At 55.0% G+C, this 21340-nt stretch carries 6 protein-coding genes; all 6 read right to left on the bottom strand.

All coding sequences use genetic code 11. The annotated features are described in order from the left end of the window. Positions 1–7256 (bottom strand): hypothetical protein (locus EDB95_RS17200; RefSeq protein WP_133995032.1); only part of this gene is annotated, 7256 nt, incomplete at its 3' end. 11 nt (positions 7257–7267) lie between these two features. Continuing rightward, complete coding sequence (locus EDB95_RS17195; protein WP_133995031.1) at positions 7268–7999, bottom strand: hypothetical protein; 732 nt, start codon at positions 7997–7999, stop codon at positions 7268–7270. Next, the gene (locus tag EDB95_RS17190; protein ID WP_133995030.1) at positions 7999–15942 is read right to left on the bottom strand and encodes a PA14 domain-containing protein; all 7944 of its coding nucleotides are present in this window, start codon (positions 15940–15942) and stop codon (positions 7999–8001) included. The genes EDB95_RS17195 and EDB95_RS17190 overlap by 1 nt, the downstream gene beginning before the upstream one ends. Before the next feature lie 9 nt (positions 15943–15951). Further along, positions 15952–17058 (bottom strand): hypothetical protein, encoded by a 1107-nt coding sequence (locus tag EDB95_RS17185; RefSeq protein ID WP_133995029.1) that lies wholly within the window; start codon positions 17056–17058, stop codon positions 15952–15954. After that, positions 17055–19340 carry a porin family protein gene (locus EDB95_RS17180; RefSeq protein ID WP_133995028.1) on the bottom strand — a complete coding sequence of 762 codons (2286 nt, stop codon included), beginning with the start codon at positions 19338–19340 and terminating at the stop codon, positions 17055–17057. The genes EDB95_RS17185 and EDB95_RS17180 overlap by 4 nt, the downstream gene beginning before the upstream one ends. A 133-nt stretch (positions 19341–19473) precedes the next feature. Next, the gene (locus EDB95_RS17175; protein ID WP_133995027.1) at positions 19474–21294 is read right to left on the bottom strand and encodes a hypothetical protein; all 1821 of its coding nucleotides are present in this window, start codon (positions 21292–21294) and stop codon (positions 19474–19476) included. Positions 21295–21340 lie beyond the last annotated feature (46 nt).

Genomic DNA, 21340 nt, shown 5'->3' with positions numbered 1-21340 from the left:
AGGACAACTGGCGCAAAATGATCCACGGTTGATCCGTCGGTAGAGACCCCGTAACGCCTGTCTGATATAGTCGCCAGGACATTCCCCAGATGATTGAATAGTTCAAAGACCTTTTTCCCACGGGTAAAGTTAAATCCATTCCCCCACCCCAACAATGGTAAAGATACGAGACTTGGCACTGCAGAGGACTGTAAATCTACGCTATCACGAACTATCCCCAACCTATTAGAACCATATAAGTCCCGCTCCGAAAGTGTCAAGTCTCCGCTGTTAACCAATGAGTTGCCATAGGTATATACGTTAAGCACGTTGCCCTTAGCATCCCGCACGTACCACGTCGTCGTGGTCCCCCCCCCGTTAGTCACCGCCTTACTAATCCGATTCCCAGACGCATCATACATAAAACTAATAGAGGAACCATCAGACTTAGTAATGGTATTTATCTTCCCATACACCGTCCAGGTGATGGACGTAATCCCGGAAGCAGCATCAGAAGTAAGCTCGCCTATAGGATCATAGCTATAGTTCCCCGAAGACTGATTGTCAATATCGGTTGTATAATTCCCGGAAGGCACCGAATCGTTGATATGATCGAGGCGATTGGTCCCAGCCGTATATGAATAATTCAGACTATCCATGCCAATCGGCTGCCCGGCGAAAGTATTATTCCCATTCCGCAAATACTGAAGGATATTCCCATTGGGATCATAAGCGACCCGCTCCTTAAAGTCCGGCAGTTTCGTACTGGAAGCCCAGGTGGACCCTGTATTGTTCCAGGCATCCATGTGCAGAAGCCGATTGAGCTGGTCATACTGGTAATTATACAACAGCGGATGCCCGAGTGCCCCGACATTAACCCCCATGGAAGCAATATTCCCATTGAAAAGGTTGGATGAGTCACCCCCGAATGTAGCATTGATGCCATTGTCAGCACCGGTAGCCCCGCTGATAGCCGAGAAATCCCCGTTGTGATAGTTAAGCAAAAGATTATAGGCGTTGGACGCCACAGGCGACCCCGACGTACCATCCTGCTGCAAGCTATACCCAGTCCCATTATAAATAGGCGGATTAACAGCCTTCATCCACCCTTGAAGGGTATAAGCATAGTTAAGGCCTTGCACCTGCTGATCCCCAATAACAGTCCGAGCCAACGGCCCATGGAGATAATAAGAGTAATAGGCGTCATTATCCCAGTTAAGGCTGTCCGCACTCACCGAAACGTTGGTGAGCCGGTTTTCAGCGTCGTATTGATAAACGTGATAGAAGGCATCCGCATACCCATGCTGGAAAGCCACTTTGTCCACCTTCCCACTCTGAAGATCATAGTCATACACAATCTTCTTGAGCGAATTACTATGATCATACATGACCCCATAAGGATACTGCTGAAGAAGCGTATCTACATTCCCCAGTATATCATAACTATAGAAAGTAAACGCGGCAGGATGTGTCGGCGGGAAGGTATTGACATCCGCCTCGGAAGTAAAGATCGCGCTATAAGCAACCCGGTTCCGAAGATTCTGCGCACTTAAAGCCGGTTGTATAGGCGAATAAGCATAGTCGTATCCCGTCTGAGTAATCTGCTCCTTGCTGGAAGCAACACCATTGATCCACGACTGCAAAGTGGCATCAGTCCGACCAATGACATCAGTTATAGCGGTACTGTTTGTCAATTGCCCCACTTCAATAATCCGCCCAATGGTATCATACAGGGTATAGCTATATTGACTATTCGGCGCCTGCCGGGCATTCTGGGACACGGCAAGCCGCCCCAGCCGGTCATACCAGAAGTTGCTTTGCCCACCGTCCGGAGAAATCTGGGAGACAACCTGGTTGAGCGAATTGTAGCGGTATTGCGTCGGCAAAGTGTTCGAAGGCACCTTTAAGATCCCCGCCGCCCGCGCCACATCCACACTATCCGCCCATGTCGTATCAAAATCCGGATGCACCCCCGCCGGTGGCACCGTCTTCACAAGATTCCCCGCCTGGTCATAGTAATAAAGCGTGTAATGATATTCGTTTTTCTGATAAGTAACCGTAAAGTTCTCATACTTATACGCATTCATACAAGTCGCCAGGTACCGCTGCTCGAAGTCGCCGGTAAGGGAGTCAGCGTAGGTATTGTATAACCCGGTCCCCTTGGACACAGCGAAGAAAGCGCTGTCGGAACAGTTGTTGGTCGAGTCCACACCCATGGGCGGGAAGATGGGTATGTTCTTGCCGCAAAGGGTCGGGCTGGCAGCGACGTCCAACTGCCAGAAAGTGTTAAGACAACCATCCGCCGTCAGGGTTGGGAGAATCCGGCTATAGGTTCGGCTCGGGTTATTGAGCTGCAGAACAGAGTCGACGAATATGGCGAATTGCTGGTCCCTGGAGATGGTAATGTTGGCACTGAGGTAGGGCAATTTCCCAGCAGGCGTTGTGGCCGTACTATCCCAAAAGCCGTATTGGGCATTTACGAAGACGGAGGAATCGTTGTTGAGGTAAAACAACATGCCGAAGTCGTTGCTGGTGTTGTAGTTGTTATACATATCCTGGGCGAGACTGGTCAGCGGGATGCTGACGTAGTCTTGGTCGCTGTACAGGTCAGTGTCAGAGGGATTGGCAACGGAATAGGCGTTGGGGGTGTATATGGAGGCGATGGTGACGCTGTCGGTATTGGTCAGTATCGGGGCATTGGTGGTGCCGTCAAAGTTGGTGATGTCCTCGAAGACACCGTAGACGGAATCGGACAACAACCGGTAGTGTGCACCGTGGCTGTTGGGGTAATGCAGAGCGGAGTCTTTGGCAAAGAGATTAAACGTGGCGTAATTGATTTGGGCGCCGATGGGCATCAAAGACCAATTGAAGTAAATGTTTGTCTGGTATTTGTACCGTTGTCCGTTGAATTGCCAGGTGGAGGCTGCCATCGTCCCAAAGCCGAAGTTGTCGCCTATGGAATCCGGGGTGGAACCCGTCGGGGTATAGACGTGCTCATAGACATAGCCGGGATTAGCGGGTATCTGGACGTTATAGGTCAGCTGTGGTCCCAGGTTGGTAGGGAATCGCTGGTTGAACAATTGGAGCAGCTTATTGAGCGAGTCACAACTGATGGGCAGCGGGGGGAAGCTGACCGTGAGCGCATGTATGCCGGACGTATGGGCAGGGGTGGGCGGCACGTAGTTGAGATACCCGTGGTTCGTACAGGTATCCATAAACGCCAGGTATTCCCAGGCCTGTTTGTTAAAGCCCAGCCGGTTGTTCATATAGTTTTGAAACAACGTGTTGATCTGCTGCTGGGGGGTATCCACGTTCTCGATCAGACGGGGGGTGTCCCCGGGATAGGCGGACAGGAACGAGTTGTACAGGTTCCCGACTTCATAACACTTGGCGCAAACCTCGCCGGACCCGCACTGCATGGAGGGGGGCAGGTAGATGGGTTTGGGAAGGTTGACACAGGTGGTGCCCGTGGTATAGTTACACATGGAGCGAAGCTGGTTAAGGTCGGCATCGCTCATCGTGACGCTCTGCGTGCGAAGCATGAAAGCCGAAAAGGAGCTATCTACACCCTGGCTTTGGTATTCGGCGTATAGGTTGTTGATCTGCCCGCATTCGCAGTCGCTGGGCCGCGTGTACACGGGCTTGGCGGAATAGATGGTTTGGGCGGTATAGGGGGCCGGGCTGGTGATCAGCTCGGCGTTGCACGCAGGTGTGGTACTGATGCCGTGGGCGGCGTTGAACGCATTGATGATGTCCTGGAAGCTGGTAAAGACATAGCTCGTCCCTTGAGGTGTGTAGGTCTCCCCGGGTGGCAGGGTGCTGGCGCCGTAGGGATGGTCGGCGTCGGTGGCCATCAGGCAAAGAGCCGTGAGCCGGGGGATGATGGTGTCGTTGAGGGATACGGCGTCGTAGTTGCACGGGGAAAGCTGGGTGGCCCAGACGGTGGCGTATTGGTTGGCGATTTGAGCGTTGTAGGCATTGATGGAATCCTGGACAGCGGCCTTTAGGTTGGCAGCGGCGGTATTGTTGTTGCCCACCTGGTTATAGACTTTGAGCGAGCTTTGGGCGATGGGGCCCTGGTTGGAGCTGAGCTTCTTGTCGGTGAATTCGGGTTGGTGGCCGTTGTTGAAAAGGGTCTCGGAGTTGGGGGTGCCGGTACCATTGGCGGGTGTATTGTACCCGCTGCAGTTTCCTACTTTGGCAATGATGGTCGTGTTGATGATGTCCTGTTTGGCTTGGAGGTACATTTCCCGGTAGTATCTCCAGGCCATGTCGAGGTCGCCCTCGCACATATTGGCGGTGTTGAAGTCGTTGGCGACGTTGGCATAAGTATCGATACAGCCTTGGTCGGTGGGGCCGCATTTGGCGGCGATGCAAGCCAGGGACCAGATGGACAGATTGGGTATACCGTTAGCCCCGTTCTGGTAGGTCGACATTTTCTGCTCGATCGAATTCCTGATGGAGGAAAGGCTGCCGGTTTCCTGGGAGGCCGGGTCGGTAAAGGAACTGTTGGAAGAGAAGTGTGCAAAAGATCCAGTGGTCTGGCCGGTGGGGTTTAGGTAGCCGTCGGCGTTGGCTGTGGCGAAGTCGTCCACGGCTTCCATCTGGCGGTCCCAGAGTCCGCTCGGGGCCTGGGCCTGGAGGGCCAGGAGTTTACAGTATTCGGGGTGGAACTTCAAAAGGGTGAGGGCCCAGGTCGGTTTGAAGTTGGCGACGAATGCGGATAGGGAAAGGGCCTGGGGCCTGACATTCATACCGGAAACAGGGTCGAAGACGCTGTCGGGGAGACCGTTCTCGTCAAAATATTGCAGGGTATCCTGTTTGTAGCCGGATATAAAGGCCAGATCAGTGGGTACGGTAAAAAAGACGTTGTATTTATCCTTTAAGAAGTTGTGCACATCTTTTGGATCCGAGGACGTGTCGGCATATTGCCCATAAGGCGGCGTCATGTCCTGGAGCATGGCCGTTTCGATGTCGTTGGCATCGGACTGGCTGTTGTTACAAAGGGCGGCGCAGGCGGCGAGGGCATTGTTATAGGCATTCTGGGCGTCGGTCCGGTAAGCGGCGGTGTCCGAAGACGGCAGACCGCTGGCGGCCATATACGAGGACCAGAATTGTTGCCAGGTACCGATGCTGTCCGTACACGCGGCGCAGGTGGGGGTACACTGGGTATTGTTATAAGCTATAATGGCGCGCTGGCTGTCTATGAATTGGGCTAGGGAGACGCAGGTATTGTTGGGTAGGTAAACACTGTCGCGGTAGTAGTTGTAGGCGTCCCGGTTAACCGTGAGCGTTTTAGTGATAACATAGCTGCCCTCCGGGAGGTATTTGGAGAAACTAACGGCTATGGGGCTGGGCGTATTGCAACTGGGGGTGATGGAGCCAAACTGGTAGTTGTGGATAACGGTATCGAAAGGCGCTCCGCCCAGCAATTGATTGTTACAGTTGTCGGTGATCGTGATGTTAAGGTCGTACAGACAGGTATAGCAGATGGGTTGTCCGTTGCAGGCGGCCTCGCTCAGGCTGGTGGGGTTCAGACCATAGCTGAACTGGAAGGTACCGGCCATAGGGACCAGCAGGGACTTCTGAGAGGTCATGGCGAGGTCCTGGAGGTAGACATTGTTGGAGTCAAGCAGATTCTCGATGACGGTTTGTCCCCCAGTGTTGGAAGGCAAAGCCGCCATGCCCGCGGGCGCATTCCCCGCAAGGGCGGTGGCGATTGTACGGCCATGCATATCCACATACGAAATGCTGTATTGACCGTTGGCGTCCCGCACCATGTTTTTGAAGTAGTGGGTATGGTCCCCTACTTCGGTGCCAAAAAGGGCGTCCAGTTCCCGCTGATCGGGTGTGCCGTAATAGTATTTGGTCTCATGACCGGTGCCCAGTTGGTATTCGGGCCCTACCCCACCCTGCCGGTTGATCCGCCCGGTATTGTCGGCGGTGTATTCGGTCTGGGTAAAAGGATAGTTTTGGGCGTCGGGGATGAACTGGTTCATCCCTTCGGTCTTTTTGGGGTTGTTGGGTGAATAATACTGGCTGGCCCCGGACGAAGTACCCATCGGATCGGCATGGGCAGAGCAGTACGTGGTAGGGTCGACCAGGGTGTCGTAATTGGTCTGGCTGTATTCAGCCCCGTTGATGCCTACGTTGAAGTTGCTGTTGTACTTGATGATGCTGCTCAGCGTCGGCGTGGGCATGACCTGGATGGCGGGCCGGCCCTGGTAGTCGTAAAAGGTTTCGGCCACGATGGTCGTGTCGGTTGTATTGTCCTTGGTGACCGTTTGCCGGCTGCGGAGACTGCCGTCATAGTATTGTACCACGACCTTGCGTTTGCCCTCCTCTGCGAAACTGATGTTGGATTGCCAGTTCATGGACCGCTGGTGCCCACGGAAGCTGTACTGGCCAAGACCGGTCGAGGGGGCGGCGTCGGAGCTCCATTCGGCATCATAGACCCGCGTGGGGCCCTGGAGCTGTACCGGGCGCACCCGGATAAACAAGGTGCCCGTGTTGTCGTAGATCAGGGGGATGTTGTAGGTCGTACCGGTGGTCGTGACGCGGGTGGCGTTGTTTTGAAAAACGTTGTCGGCGAATTGCTTACTGGTATCGCTCCCGTATTTGTTATTGGCCAAGGCGCTGGAATCCACATACGTCCATTCCAGGTCGTATTGGCTGGCACCTAAGACAGAAGTCCAGCTCACGGGCAGTTCATCGGCGCTGTCCGGCAGGCTGGTGTTGACCGTGAGCGTGGTGACAGTGTTGCTGCACGAGAACTGAAAGTCCGGTTGGGCCGTGAGCTGGTTCTCCATCAGCAGGGCGGTCGTTGGATCCCAGGAGCTGACGCTGCTGGTGACGGCAAGAACGGTGATGGTGACCTTGTGGGCCCCCTTGAAAGCAAAGCTGCTGCGGGCCGCATAGGCATGCGCGGAGTCGTAGTGTATCGTAAACGCCTGGAGAACGCCGGCGGTATCGCCGGCCCCGGTGGTATACCCGATACGCAGTTGCACCGTCACCGTAAATGAATCGCGGAGGAAGACGTTACTCCCTTCGTTGATCTTAAGGGTGACGAGGTTTTGCACCAGGTAAGACGTATCGATCAGCCCCAGGTAGGACGGGTTGAAAAAGGCGGAGTCTTCCACGGTACGGGACGAGTCTGCGCTGATCTGGTGGAGGCTGCCGTCGAGGACGGCCTTGGCCAAAACGCCCCCGCTACCCGACTGGGCGCGAACGGTCGTGGTCAATACCAGGAGGAAGCAAAGAGGAAGGTGCCGCAGCATGCGCATAAGGATTAGATGTTACGAGAGGCAAGGAAAATTCGATAGTCTTTATAGGAACCGGAAGGTTGAACCGTATTGCCCGACCGGGTAAAGAAACGGCTGGGGTCGAACAAAGCGTCTGTGAACCGCCCATGGGCATACCCGGAGAACAGGACATGGACTTGTCCTTTATCCTTGTAAGGCGCCTGGTGACCGGGTGCATCCAACTGGTCCTTTTCGAGAAGACCGGTCGTGGATATGTCGTACAATGCTTCTTTTATCAAACCCGTTCCCGGGTCGATTACCAGGCGGATCTGGCTGTACATCATACCCGGCGGGAACCGAAGCACAAGGACGCTTTTATCGGTGACGCTGGCCTGCAAGCCCTTTACATGAGCCAGTGCGCTGTCCAGGGCATTGACCGGGTCCAGGAGACCTGGACGGGGCGCCTTGGACAGGTAGATCAACTTGGCATCCGGTAAAACCTCCACAGAATATTGTTCAGTGGATACGGTTTCCACTCCTTCGATGAGGAAACGGCTCCGGCCCTTGTCCATTTCCGCCTCGCCGCTCAGGCGCTCCAGTGGTTGACCGGGTTGGTCGTCGTTGGCATAAGTATAGTCGACCCTAAAGCTGAGGTAGTCGGGTCGTGTGTAGGCGTGATGTACCTTTTCGAGCAGGGCCGTCGCCGCGGGATCCAGGGGCTGGCTATAACCCCGGAAGGCCGTCAGTGCGAGAAGGGCAAAACAAATTCTTTTCATCATCAATTGTTTTTGAGGAGCGCGCTCCTGGTTTCCTTGATGGTCAAAATGCCACGCTCCGTTTCCTTTTTCACCCGGATAAGGGTGCCGTCGTCGTCATATTCATAGAAGGTGGCGTAGTTGTTCTCGTCCAGTTCCGCCATTAGCCTCAGGCTGATCGGGTTGTAGACGTATGATTTCATTTCCGCATTAAAGGGCTGGATCCGGATGTCGTCGAAATAAGTGGTCGCTGTACCGGAAGCGGCCAGGGACAGGGTGAGGTTGGTCGCTCCTGCCGGTATGTCGATGAGTGTATCGTATCGCTGCCAGCCTTCGATGATGTTCCCGGCGGTATGTAGCGGGGTACTGGTGGACACACCCCCTACGGTAAAGGTGATCGATACGTGATCATTGGTGTATTGTTGACAGGTGCAGGCAACCGACTCTTTTACCCAGGTGCTGACCAGCATGCGTTTGCCTTGATAGGGTTCGAAGGGAGGCAACAGGGCGGAGACCGCCTTTTGGCCGGCAAAAGCACCCGCCGACGCGGTATCCTTAAAGGACGGGTTACTCAGGTCGTAGGCGGCTTGTACAGGGGCGCTGATGCTGACGGTCTGCCCGGCGGGCACCCGGAGGCTATACAAACCCGTATGCGCCGCCGAATCGCTCATCTCGTATTGATAGGCGGAGAAGTCGAAGGGGCGTGATTCGGGGCAGACGGTGTCACAGGTATTGGTAATAAAGCCATAGTCCTCAAAACCCTCATAAGCGGTTTCCTGGACGCGTGCATTCTGGGTAACGGCGACGGGCAGGTTAAGGCCGTACCCATACAACCCGGAGTTGAAGCGGCCCAGCGGGTCCCGGTTCTCGATCTCGTACCCCTTTTGGTTATACAGGGTGCTCTGGGTATTCCACACCCAGCGGGTGGTGTCGTACACCGGCCCCCAGTTCCCGTTGTTGAGGACCCAGAAGGGCGCAAAATTGACGATGGTCCCGAATTTCCGGATGTTGGTCGGTTGTGTGGGATCGGACTCCGTTCTCCGGGTATAGTAGACATAGTTCAGGGATGGCCTGAAGTCTCCTAAGATGCCATACTGATAAGGATTGACCAGCGTATCGGTGACGGCGCTATAGCAGGACCTGCTGATCACGGTGTTGCAATCCACGGTGGAGTTGAAAACGAGGACGGCACCCATGGTATCCAGTGCCGGTTGGGGTGCGATATACGTCACCTGCATGACCGGCCACTTGGTGGAATCGGCGTAGTGCTGGTTGTAGAAAGTCGCGTAGTAATTGGTATAACCGCTCAACAGGTAGGGCGGAACACCCCCGTTCAAGGGGACGTTGGCCAGGGAATCCTGGTTGTTCATCCCTCCGGACCCTTGCGTAAGGACGAAGGCGTTGTTGTTGTACGTAAACTGCGTATACCCTTGTACGAACGCCATGGCGTCAATCGTATCGTTCTGGAACGGCTGGCGGTTGCGCGCGCCGGAGGCCCAGGGGCCGAAATACCCTTCATAAAGGAGGGTGTCGAAGTCCATATAAGGCACATAACCCGCCCCGGCAGCCAGCGCCACGCCGACGGAGTCAACGCGGTTCGTGGAATTGGCGCTATCGTACAGGCCCGGGATGTGTCCCCGGGTATCGGCCTTCAAGTACACTTTGGCGGATAGGATCGTCGCGTTGATCGGAATCTTATACAACGAATCAAACCGCAGCTCCGCCACCGAATTCCGGGTTTGTCCCATGACGGCAAGCTGGTTCTCCAGCATGATGTGGTCCGTCGTGGAATCGGCCGTCAGGAGCGTGTCCAGGTAGAACGGACAGTTCCCTAAGGAAGACATAAGGTTGACGGTAAAATAGGGGTAGAGGTTGACCGTGACCGTATCAGGCGCGGGCGCCACGATGGCCGGGTTTTTATAGACCACCCTGCCAAAGCCGTCGCAGGACTGGCTGACCATCTGGTAGACCGCCATGGCCTGACCGGATAGGCTTTTGAAGTCGATGATGTCGTTCCCCAGCCGGCATTGATATAGGGAAGTCAGGGTATCGAAGGTCAGTGCATAAAAAGGCAGCGACAAATTTGCACTCAGGATCGGGCAACTGGTGGTGTCGATCGTTTTGCCGGCGGCGATGGCGTCCAGGACAAGCGTCCGTACGCTGGTGTGTTGGTATTTGTGTATAAAGAGCTGACGGGTCGAGAGCAGGTAGTCGAACAAAGGCCTCAAACAGGCACAGCCCTGGGCGGCAGCGTTTGCACTGTCGGCCTGGCTGTAGCTGCAGACGTTTTGAATGTCCGACCGGTGCCGGTCGGCTACCCGCCACAGTTGTTGCAGTTCGGAGGCTGAGGCAGCCACCACCGCCGTCGTCGAATCAAAAACGAGGTGGTAATTGCCGGAGCCGTCCGTCCGGAGCGGGTTCCCCAGGGAGGTGACGGAACCCACCATGTTGTTGAGGTTGCGGTGGCCTGACCGCGTGACTTTTATGGTGGCATAATTGCCGTTAAAGGGGACACCGTATTGGTCCACTAAATAAAGACTGGTTGGACCGGTGGCGTGCACCAGGTTGGTATCGATGACCCACAGCTTGTATGGATCCGGGAAGGTGGCCGTGTCACCGGGACCAATCAGTACCCGGCTGTAGACCAGCAATTCGTCACCGGGGGTCAGGTAGGTCGTATCCGGCTGGCTAAGACCCGATACGATCTTGCCGTTTTGAATATTGACCCCGGTCAGCACCGCGTCGATGTTCTGATAGGCCAACCCGGCACCGTTGTACATCCAGTGCGCCGGGTAGCTGAAGTTATAGACGGGGTCGTTGAATTCATTTTGTGTCCGGGTCAGCAGGGCATCTCCCGTTTCGCTGTCGTAGAGCATGTTCTTGGTAGAAATCTTACTGCCCTTGTCGATGTGAACGACACTGTCCAGGATGCCATAGCGCTGTATAATCTTGACCATCGCCACGGACCGGAAACGATCGACCTCGTGTTGATAAAGGTTCAAAAGATCGGGTATGAGGGTGGGCAGGACGCCGACCTGGAACATGTCCGTATTGAGGTTGATGTTTCCGCCCACGGATTGTGAGGTTTGTTCCCGCATATCGGTCATGACTTCCATATCCTTCCCGATGATCGCTGTTGTATCGATATTCCCATAAGGGTCTATCGTCGACACTGTATTGTTGAGGTGTTTGAACTGAACGGAAGGGTTGTCCACCTTGTAAAAGTTTTCCGTATAGGAGATCGGGTTGACCGAATCCGTTTGTGCGTAAACGGCTGTCGACCGTTCCCTTCCGTTCATGTCGTTGAGCTCCACCTTGAAGCCTTGTGAAAAGGTGAGCATGTTCTGGACGTTGATCCTGAGGAAATTGCTCAACAGGGGTTTCCAACGCTTTTTGGTGTTGTTGTCCAGCATGGTATAGTCCCAGGTGGTGGGAAAGTCGTACGTCGTATAGAACTTAGACTCCGAAAACCCGCTGGCAGATTTAACCTCCGCGCCATGGATCGAGCGCACCCTCACCCGGCTATACCCCACGGAAGCGCCGGGATAAAACGATTCGCCCAATGGTTCCTCGGTGTACAGGGACGCGGCGGGTGCCAAAACGGACGCCCGGTCCACGTATTCGATAGGCAGATGGAAAGGATTTTCTTCCGCCCCCACAGAGGGTTCCCAGGAAGCGACCCCGCTGCTGATGGTGGTCGGGACGCCATTAACGGTCTGGGTGGTGGTATAGTCATACGTTTGACCATAGACCGTTTCCCTTCGGGTATTGTTGGTCATGGCGTGCCAGTTGTCGTGGATCAGGATGCTTTTGACCCTATGGCCACCCCCGTATTTCTTTAGTGTCGGGCAGTCCAGCCGGACAAAGGACCGGCTCGTATCGAATTGGTTGACCCAGCCGTTGTATCGGGCTGTATTACTGAAACCGTTGAGGAGCTCAAGAATGTTGGCACCCTCCGCCCGGATCATCGTCAGCCCGGTTTTGAAATCCAGGTCGTCGCTGACTTCCGAGCCAGGGTAAGCCTTGTCCGGAAGGTTGAGGCGAAGCCAGTTCACCGCGGTTTCCGCTATGGGGTTCAGGCTGCCGCCGCCGTCCCCTGTTTTGTTCACCCCCTTCAGGCGAACCCAGATCATATTGGGAGAACCCGGCACCATGCCGCACCAGTTCCCCCCTGCCGTATCGATGTCGCTATATGCGGGAACAAAGTCATAACCGCTGCCCCAGATGTCTGCGGGCATTTGCAGGTACATCCTGAAGTACAGCTTGCTGATCCCGTCAAAATAACGGGCTTGTATGTCCTGAACGCTGGTGGGGGCATACGGGACATTGATATAGGCATATAGCATATCCCCTCCGGACGTATACAGTTGCGGATAAAAGGTTGTCGCATTGTTGATCGTCGCAAAACCCGCCAGCTTGCACATCTGGGTGGCACGCCGGTTTTGCACATACGCATAGTCGTCGCTTTCATAATTGACCTTCATCTTCGCGCCGCTGGGAAGCTCTATGGAATCGAGGGCCCAGGCGGCAGCGTTATAGGCGGCCTGGGTGCTGTCCTGAAGGGCATAAGGATAGTCCTCATTGGTGATCAGGTTGCTGGTCGAAGAGCCTGGGTTGGACAACGCCGGCTTATAGGTACCCCATTTGTCCACCGAGGCCGGGGTATAGATGGGGTTGTTGTTGTGGTAATGGAAAACATAAGGGTTAAGCGCGCCCTTGTCGTTCCCGTTATAGGTGAACCAGATCCGCTGAAGGGTGAGTTTTCCGGTAGTGGAGTCGCCGGGACGGTTGATGCCCGGGCAAAGCTGGTAGTTGTACTCGAAGTGGATCGTCTTGATAGGTGTCGCACCTGCGGGCCCGTTATGCGCCAGGAAGTCCGCCTTTGAATAAAGATCGATTTCCTTCAGACACATCGCTTTCGAGCTGTCGGTTTTGTTCCCGTGCTCGTCTATGCTCATCAGGTCGGACCGGTGCTGGAGCGTAAAGGTGGCGATCATGGTCTTGGACTCGATGGAGTTGAGATACCAAAGCTCCTTGGTGCCATAGATATAGTGCCCCTTGTCATCCCTGGAATAGGACCGTGCACCCTCGGCGTAACTGGCGCTGTCGTTGTACGGTGCCCGCCAGCCCATCGGGTTGTCAATGCCCGCGGTCTTTGTATAGTTGAACTTCACGGCGTCTCCCAAGTCATCGTCGGAGACCCCGTCACCCGTCACGTCCACATAGTCCGGTGACAGGATGGCCGTCAGGAGAAAGGAGTGCGCATACGCCGGGATCTGCTCCTTGCTGAAGTTGCCGTCCTTTCCATTGGTATTGGCCGTCGTATTGTCCACCCCATCGGTGTACCCGGTCTCCCCGCTGGCAAGCGAGCCGCGGGTGGCGTCGGTGGCAAAGCTCACCTCTTTTTGCTGGAGGTTATAAACCGGTATGCCATACACGTAGCGCCGCCCGTCCGGATTCAAAACGTTGATTTCGGAAATGTGGTTGGACTGCCGGAAATTGTTGACCCTGTCCTCCCGGGTGATGACTGCATTGACGGCAGCCGTGTCGACCGTAACGGGTGGATAGAGATAGGCGGTCGGCAGGGTATCGGCAGGTTTGGGATAATAGTTGTTGTTCACGGGCATGCCGGGTGCCCGCCATCCAATTTCCATAACACCATAACCATACGCCTGGAAATAATCCATCCGTATATTGTACAGATGTCCCCCCACCAGGTTGAAGTGGGCTGTATCCGGTGCCGGATGCTCCAGGCCGTGGGGGTACCATGTATTCATGTAAAGCGAATCATCGATCCATATCCTGGATCCGTCGTCGCTCCCCAGGAGGAGCATATAGTTGCCCGATACAGGTGGTTTGAAAGAGCCTCGCCAGGTGGCGGAATAGTTGGAATGGGGGAAGCTCCGGTCTGTGTGGGTTGTCGAATAACCACCCTGGGAGCAATCAAATGGACTTTGCTTGTCCCAGTTGAAATAGACATCGGGATCCAGCCGGACGTGTTGAGGGGCCCCGTTTAAGCCCGGGTTGTTGTAATACGATCCCATCAGCCCGCTACCGTTGCCGCTATTCGTTTCCGGGGCGTCGTTCTCGCAGGAGCGCAGGGTGAACTGGTTGAGGGCGTACCGGTAAATGTATTTGTCCAGGCCGACCACGGACGCTTCCTTGGCCGTCAGGTAGGTGATCACTTCGTTTCGCTTCTCGCGTGCGTCCCGGATGGCGCTGGATGGTGTGAGCTGCGTGGTGCCGTCCGGCTTTTGACCGTTTTCCCGGAGAAGGGTGTTCGTGGCCGTGACGGTGGCCCCGTTCGTGCCTCCCCTTTGGAAAAGAGACGGCGTCACCACGTCGTCCCCGCCGAGCGCCGTATAGAAATCTTTGTTGTTGATGGCCTTTTCGCCCGGGTTGCGGAAAAATGCATTTTCATACAGCCCGTTGCTGTTGGTAAACCCGATGCTGTTTTTGAGGGTATTGTCCTGGAGCCAGGGGCCGCTGGTTGTGGTCGCGTAATTGGCATTCAGGTCGATGCCGGAGTGTGCATCATCCCCGACACCGAGGTCCACGCTGGCGGCACCACTGATGGATTTATCGGTGATCAGGTGGTCGGCCACGAATCCTACATCCCCCCTATAGGCCCGGAACATGCCGCCGGTGCCTTCACCGTTAATGGTAAAGACATCGTAGGTGTAAGAAGGGACAGCAATGTGCGGAATCGCCGGTTTTTCACGGTAAGGAATTTCTTTTTCCCTGTTAAAATCGGTCAGACCGCCCCAGTTGTTGCGGATGTCCTGGTAGTTCAGGTATCCAAAGGCCGGGAGTACGAGTGCTGTATCCGAGTTGGCTACGTATTGATTGCTGACATAGCCCGAGGCAAAAAGGTCAGGAGAGAGACCGCTTATGGCGCCCCCTACCTTTACCGTCAGCGTATAATTCTGGTTGGTGGTGGGCATGGTGATCGTCGGATTGTATGTAGGGCCGGCGAATGTAATGCCGGGAGACCATGCACCTCCGGCATCCTCTTTTTTATTTTTATCGGCATCTCTGTTTGCCCCGTCATTGATACCCAGCGAAAGCGACTTCAAACCACTCCGGCTATTGTAAGAAGCGGTAAGGCTGGTACCCATGGATACCCCTCCGTTGTTGATTTTTGCAATCTGCCCAAACTTGGCGCCTATGCTTGGATTAATGGAGACGCCGTTTTGGGAGTTATCGGATAGGGACAATCCCCCCGTCATGGCCCCATGCGTTTTGGATCCTACACTGATGGAGGCATTGGCGCTGATGTCCATTCCCCAACCGTTGTACGTGTTGTGGAACAATCCCAGGCTTGGGTCCACGCTGGCTAAGCCGAATATTTCAAATGACGCTCCGACGGACACACCCCACGTCTTGTTGGGTTTGATATGCGCTACCTTCCGGACGGTATCCCCTCCCCCATCAAAGTCATCCGGCAACCCCCGCATATTCCTGGTGATGCTCCCCGGATTGATGTTCCATCCCAACCCCACCCAACTGGCATCATCATCCATTCCTGACCCGGTCCGGTAGCTAAGGTTGACAGGATACCCACCCACATCCAGGAGGGGAATATTGTAGGAAAAATCCCCGCTGAACAGGTCCACCATATTGTTGGCGTTCACCGAGGTGAAGGCTTGCATTTCGGGTTGGCTGGGGCCGCCGCCTTTAACCTTGGCAGGCGCAGCCATAGCGCCTACAATGGCCCGCATGGCAACGGCGGAAAGCGCAGCGGTGCCGGCGCCACCGGCCTTTTCGGCCGGCCTAACGGTGGCCTTCGCCTGCACACGCACCGGCCCCATCAGCCCCTTCCCATCATGCACCTCCCTCTTCACGATCTCCGTCCCCCCATACGTGGCCCGCATGATATGCAACGCCAACGCAAACTGCGCGTAAAAAGTCCCCAACAGGAACAGGGCTACAAACTTCTGATACCGTGCAAAAAAATTCAAGATCATGGGGAGCGTTTAGCGGTTGTTGGTGAATTTGATGCTCCAGGTTTCGTTACGGCTGTTGACGAACTGGAAGAGGTAAACCTTATGAGCGGCGTAAGAACCCGCGAGCGGTACTTCAACGAAATTCTGTCCGTACCTCAGCGGGAGCAACCCTTGCTGGACGACGGGGTTACCCGCTTCCTGGAGGCTGGTGATGGTATAACGGGCCAGGGTATCGCGGGTGGGATTCGTATAAGTGAGTTTGAGGAGCCCCGAGCAGGAAGCGACCGAGGCGTCCAGGGAGCGTTTCAACGCGATATAGGAGTCGTCTCCCCTGGTGGGCCTGGGCGGCGCGGGGGCCACGACCCTGAAGGTCCATACATCGCTCATCGCGGCGGGCTGGGTACCATTCATGGCGACGATCCTCCAGGCGTACACCTTGCCGGTGTCAAGGGCTCTGAAGGAGGAAGGATAGTTGAGGTAAAGGGTTTTGATAAACGTCCCGTTGTAGACAGGAACGTTTTCCTGGATGGCGTCCCCCTTTGTCTGACCGGGCAACACCTGCACCAGGACCAGGGCATAGCTTAGGTCGCTGAAAAGACCGAGGGGCGTCGGGGGCAGCCAGGTAAACTGCGGATAAAACGTATAGATCTTCCCGGAGTCGGAGGGGGTGTTCAACAGCGGTGGGCTCAGCGGATCGACATTGAGCTGAAGACAGCTCTCCGCCAGCGGAGCGGCCTTATAGGCATTGACCAGCCTGTAACAGGCCTGGAAACGACCCGTGGGCAAAAGACCGTTGGGATTGGCGTCTACGTGATAGGCGGTGTTCCCGTACGTATAGTCGATCGGGCCGAGGTCCTTGGCCTGGATTTGTTTGGCGCCCCTGGGCAGGGCGATGGGCGCGGTGGTCGCGGTCAGCACGGGTTGATTGGTTTGTTCGTCCAGTAACACCAGGTTGATGCGCACCATCAGCGTCACGTTGGAGGAGTTCACCAGCAGCACGTTCCAGAGCTGGTTTTTGACCAGCGTGCCCACGGGCGGGAGCTGCAGGGTCATGCTGACCTGCGCCTTTCCCGTCAGCAGGGTGGCCAGGAGCCCCAAAACGATCAATCCTTTTTTATACATAAGAGCGTCATTCAAAAAGTTTTGAAATAGGTAAGCCGGCCCGTGTTGTTGGGCACCAGCCGGTTGTTCATCCCGGGTATAAAGCCTTTGTCTGCGGAAAACTGGATCTGGCCGAGCTTTCGGATGCGCCAGGTCAGTTCGCCTGAGTAGCCCCATTGTTGTATATCGTAAACTGTCTGTTCGTTGTATTTAACCCCTGCGCCTACCTGCAGGTTCTTCGTCAGGTTGTATTGCGCCTTCCCTTCGAGGGTGTAGAGGTTGTAGTCCGTATTGGCCGCTGCTGAAGCATTTCCCTGGAGGGTCAGCCGGGAAAGGAAAACCGACTGGCTCAGGAGGAGGTTTTTTGTATTGAAATAGGTAAAGCCGGAGTCAGAGGCCCGGTTGTAAAACTGGGTATACACCAGGGTGGTGTTCATCATCAGCTTGTGGAAGGTGTAGGTGTACGTGGCATTGCCCACCATGGTATAAAACAGGTTCTCCTCGTAGGAGCCGTTCCCCAGTTTTGTCAGTTGGCTGGAGGGGAAATAGCCCACCGAAAGCACCGGCCAGTTCCGTCTTCTCCAGGTGGCTTGTATGCTTTTGAACACCGTCGTGCTCCGGTATTGCTGGCTGATATAGGGATTGCTGAAGTCGTTGGTATAGGCCGATAACACCAGGTCCAGTTGCCGTTTGAACAGGAGTTGGTCCAGGCTGCCGTTCCACGCGGTCTGCGCGGAACCGTCCGTAAACACGCTAAAGGACTGGAAGTTTTCTCCCAGGTGTTTGAAGGAGCCCCGCAGCCGTGTTTGTGTCGCCGGGAAAAAAGCATTGGCCATGACCGAATAGGCCTCGTTGGACCGGTCGCTCATGTGGAGCATCTGCCCCGCCAGACCGCCCTCCTTTTTGGAAGAGTCGCTGACATAAGCCGGAACCGAGGATTTGGCGACCTCGGCAGTAACCAGAATGTTTTTAGTCACCTTATAATTCCCCTGAAGGGTCAGCCCCATCAGGTTGGACGCCGGGACCTGGGTCTGACCGGTGTCGATGCTGGAAGCGCTGTACAATTGCCGTTTGCCCTGGTACCAGGTCAGGATGACGCTGTTCCCATCGCGCATGCCTCGTCCATACCGTAACACGTTCATATACTGGCGGGGCTGGCCGGGTTGTTGCAATAAAAAGTCGCGGAACCGGTAGTCGACCACACCCGTCGCCACGGCATAGTAATTCGATGGATTGTATTCTGCCTGCAGACCATTGATCGAGATGTCCTTTGCGGACAGTTCCGAATAGTTGACGATGCTCCGGCCCACGGACACCGACTTGACCGCCATAAGGGTTTTGTACCCTTTGGGCAGGCTGGAATCGCTGAGGTGGAGCACGCGCATTTCTTTTTCCAGTTGCCCGGGTGATTCCGCGTTTTGAAGGTCCTGGAGGTTCTTGTTCTCCTCGGCTCCTCCCGCCTGCCGGGTCGTTGCCAGCAGTTTCTGAAGACGGGCGACCTCGTGTTCCAGGGAATCCGCCTGGTGCTGGCGGACCGCATACAACGAGTCCAGGTGGGCAGTATCTACCTTGCCTTGCGGCCCGCCTGCAAGACCCATCACCCCCGCCTTATTGCCCATCCACGAAGAGGTATCTTTATTGCGCCCGGCGAGGTATGCCTTCTCCCTTGCTTCCACCAACTGCTGGATCAGGTCCGGGTTGTTCATCCAGCCATGCAACCCGTTCAGTTTGGCGAGGTCGTTTCTAAGCGCGTTCTCCAGGCTGTCGATTTTTTGCTGACCCGGCAGAGAGTTCATGTATTGCTGTCTCAACTGGTCCTTGATACCCTGGTTAAAAGCCGTGTTGGTATAGGAAAGATTGAAGTCCGAGAAGTTGTGAAACAGGGGTGAATTGCTGAAATGGTTGGTCAGGTAGATCCGGAATGGATATTGTCCTTTGATCAGGATATCCAGGTAGGTCTGTATCGTATGCTGGTATACGTCCGTCTCGTTGTACGGGGTGTCGATATGGGAATAGTAGTTGACGTCGTAAAGGATGTTCCCGTGCACCTGCAAGAAGGGCACCTTGCGTTCCGGGAGCGGTGGTAGTTTATCCGATTTGAGCGGCGCCTTGACGGTGTCGGCCACCCAGATCGGCCGGCCGATGACGATCCGGCAAACCCCGTGGTCCTGGGCAATCGCATTGGGCGCCGGGTTTGCAAGGGTATCGCTCCCTGCGGGGGGGCCGGTCTTATGCAATTGCAGGTGTGCCAAATGCTTTCCTGTTTTGGGGGTCAGGGAGTCGGCTTTGGACAGGTTCTTATGGACGGAGTTCAGCAATGAGTCCTTTTTTGAAGCAATTTTTCGTGAAAGTGTCTTCAGCACGGGCAAGGTGGTGTCCGCCGGGGTGTACATACTGCCCGCGGAGGAAACCAGAACAATGGTTAACAGGAGCGATATGAGCAGTATCGCTTTAATACCAGGTGGATGTGGCGTTATCGAAAACAAAAACCACGCTTTGCCCAGCCGTCAGGTTGATGGGCGCCGCCACGGAATTGCTACCCGCGGACCAGGACACCGAGGTGATGTTGCTTTGGCTTTTCACCGTCACCTTATCCCCATCTACCGGGCTGCTTGGAAAATTGATCGTAAAGCTGGAGAGCGTTGTGCTGGATTGAAGAAAGGTGTATCCGTCGTTGGTCAAAGTGGCGCTTCCTCCGCTGGTCGCGGAAACGATGGAATGGGGGTCTTTGATGGAGCGGATCGATCGCAACGATACGGCGCCGCCTCTATTGGTCTGAAGGAAAGCGGTCGTGTCCGAATTTAGATAAGAGCCCAGGAACAACAACCCCGGCCTGCCATAGTTCTTGCCCGTTATTTCAAATACCGGCCCCAGGCCGCCCGCTCCTAAACTTTCGTATCCTCCTATTTCGACGTATCCGTCACTACCAAAAATGTCAATGCCGTTGGGTGACCCTTCAGAGTTCCCTTGGAAAAGGCTGATGGTCGAGTCGAACACGGATATGATATTGTTGTTGTTCGCATAGATATCCTGCTCTATCGGAAAACCCGCAGCCGAAAAGACCTGGTAGCCATAAGAGGTGGAATCTGTATTGCTTACACCCATATACAGCGGGAAGTAAGGGTCCTTTCCGCAGGCAAAAAATCCGGACCCATAATTCGAGGATTTAAGATCGATGCCAAAAAGGGAGTCCTGTGGCACTTCCAGGTCCGTACCCTTGTACAGATTTCCTCCAAGTAAAACAGTCCCCGCGCTATCCGTCAACCCATTCGCCGCACTGGCGATAGGCAGCCTGGATATGGACACGTGCCGTACATAACCCGCGCTATCCGTCAACAGGCTATCCGTCGCGGCCCCGGAGGATAAACTGTTGTTGGCAAAATACATCGCCTGGCCGGACGCATTCTTGCCGTCGACCTGAAGGCTATTAAAAGCACCGTTCCCGGCGGTGTCGATGACAAAAACGACCGTTGATCCGTACGTATTCCCGTTGGTATCCGTCGGTGAATTCCCACCCAGTAGATAATACCCCAATATCGGCGCATTGGTAAACGAGTATGCCCGCCCTGTAGTGGTAGAGGACACGACCATGGGCGGTTGTGCCCCACCGGGTCCATGTTGATGTGGATAAAATCGGTAAGTCGGTTTGGAGTTGGGGAAATAAGTGGTTTGCCAAAAGGTATACAACCCGTTTTCCTGTTCCGCGCCGTAAAAGGAAGCCGCCGTATCGACGTGGATTTGGTTACACCAGAAATCCACCGCTCCTCCACCGGTCCAGCCAAGCTCCACGTATCGGCTGGAGGGTCCAAACATATAAAACATCCCCCGGGTGTCCCCACTGGTATCCACCGAGAAAAAACTGCTGTCGTTGACGACGCCCGGGTTGTAAGCCACAAACTGCTTGTTGACAGTAAGGGTATCTACCATGTTTTTCACATACCACGAATTGGCGTTTTGTTGGGCGCTGTATTGGTTGAGAATATACGTATTCCCTCCGCTCAAGCCCTGGCCCGATGGGACCTTTAAGGTATCCGCCCCAATGAGGTAAAGGCTGTCGCTTACCTTGGTGAGCGCCCTTTTAAAAATCGTTCTCCCGTTTCCCGTATTGAAAAGGAAACCTGGTACGCCCTGGGTATGGTTTTGAATAATCAGCTCCGCGGAATCGCAGTTGTTGGTGATGAGAACGCTGTCCGCTTTGATGGTGTACACGTACTGTGCCCGGCCGAGTATGGCAATACTCAGGCTGCAGAGCAGGATCACAAGGCTCTTCATGGAGTTAAGGGTAATATTTTGTGTTTAAGGTATAGCTACTAGAACT

Source organism: Dinghuibacter silviterrae (genome assembly GCF_004366355.1).
In the GTDB taxonomy this organism is placed as follows: domain Bacteria; phylum Bacteroidota; class Bacteroidia; order Chitinophagales; family Chitinophagaceae; genus Dinghuibacter; species Dinghuibacter silviterrae.
The sequence above is the reverse complement of the archived record's forward strand: the minus strand, read 5'-3'. Positions and strand labels throughout refer to the sequence as shown.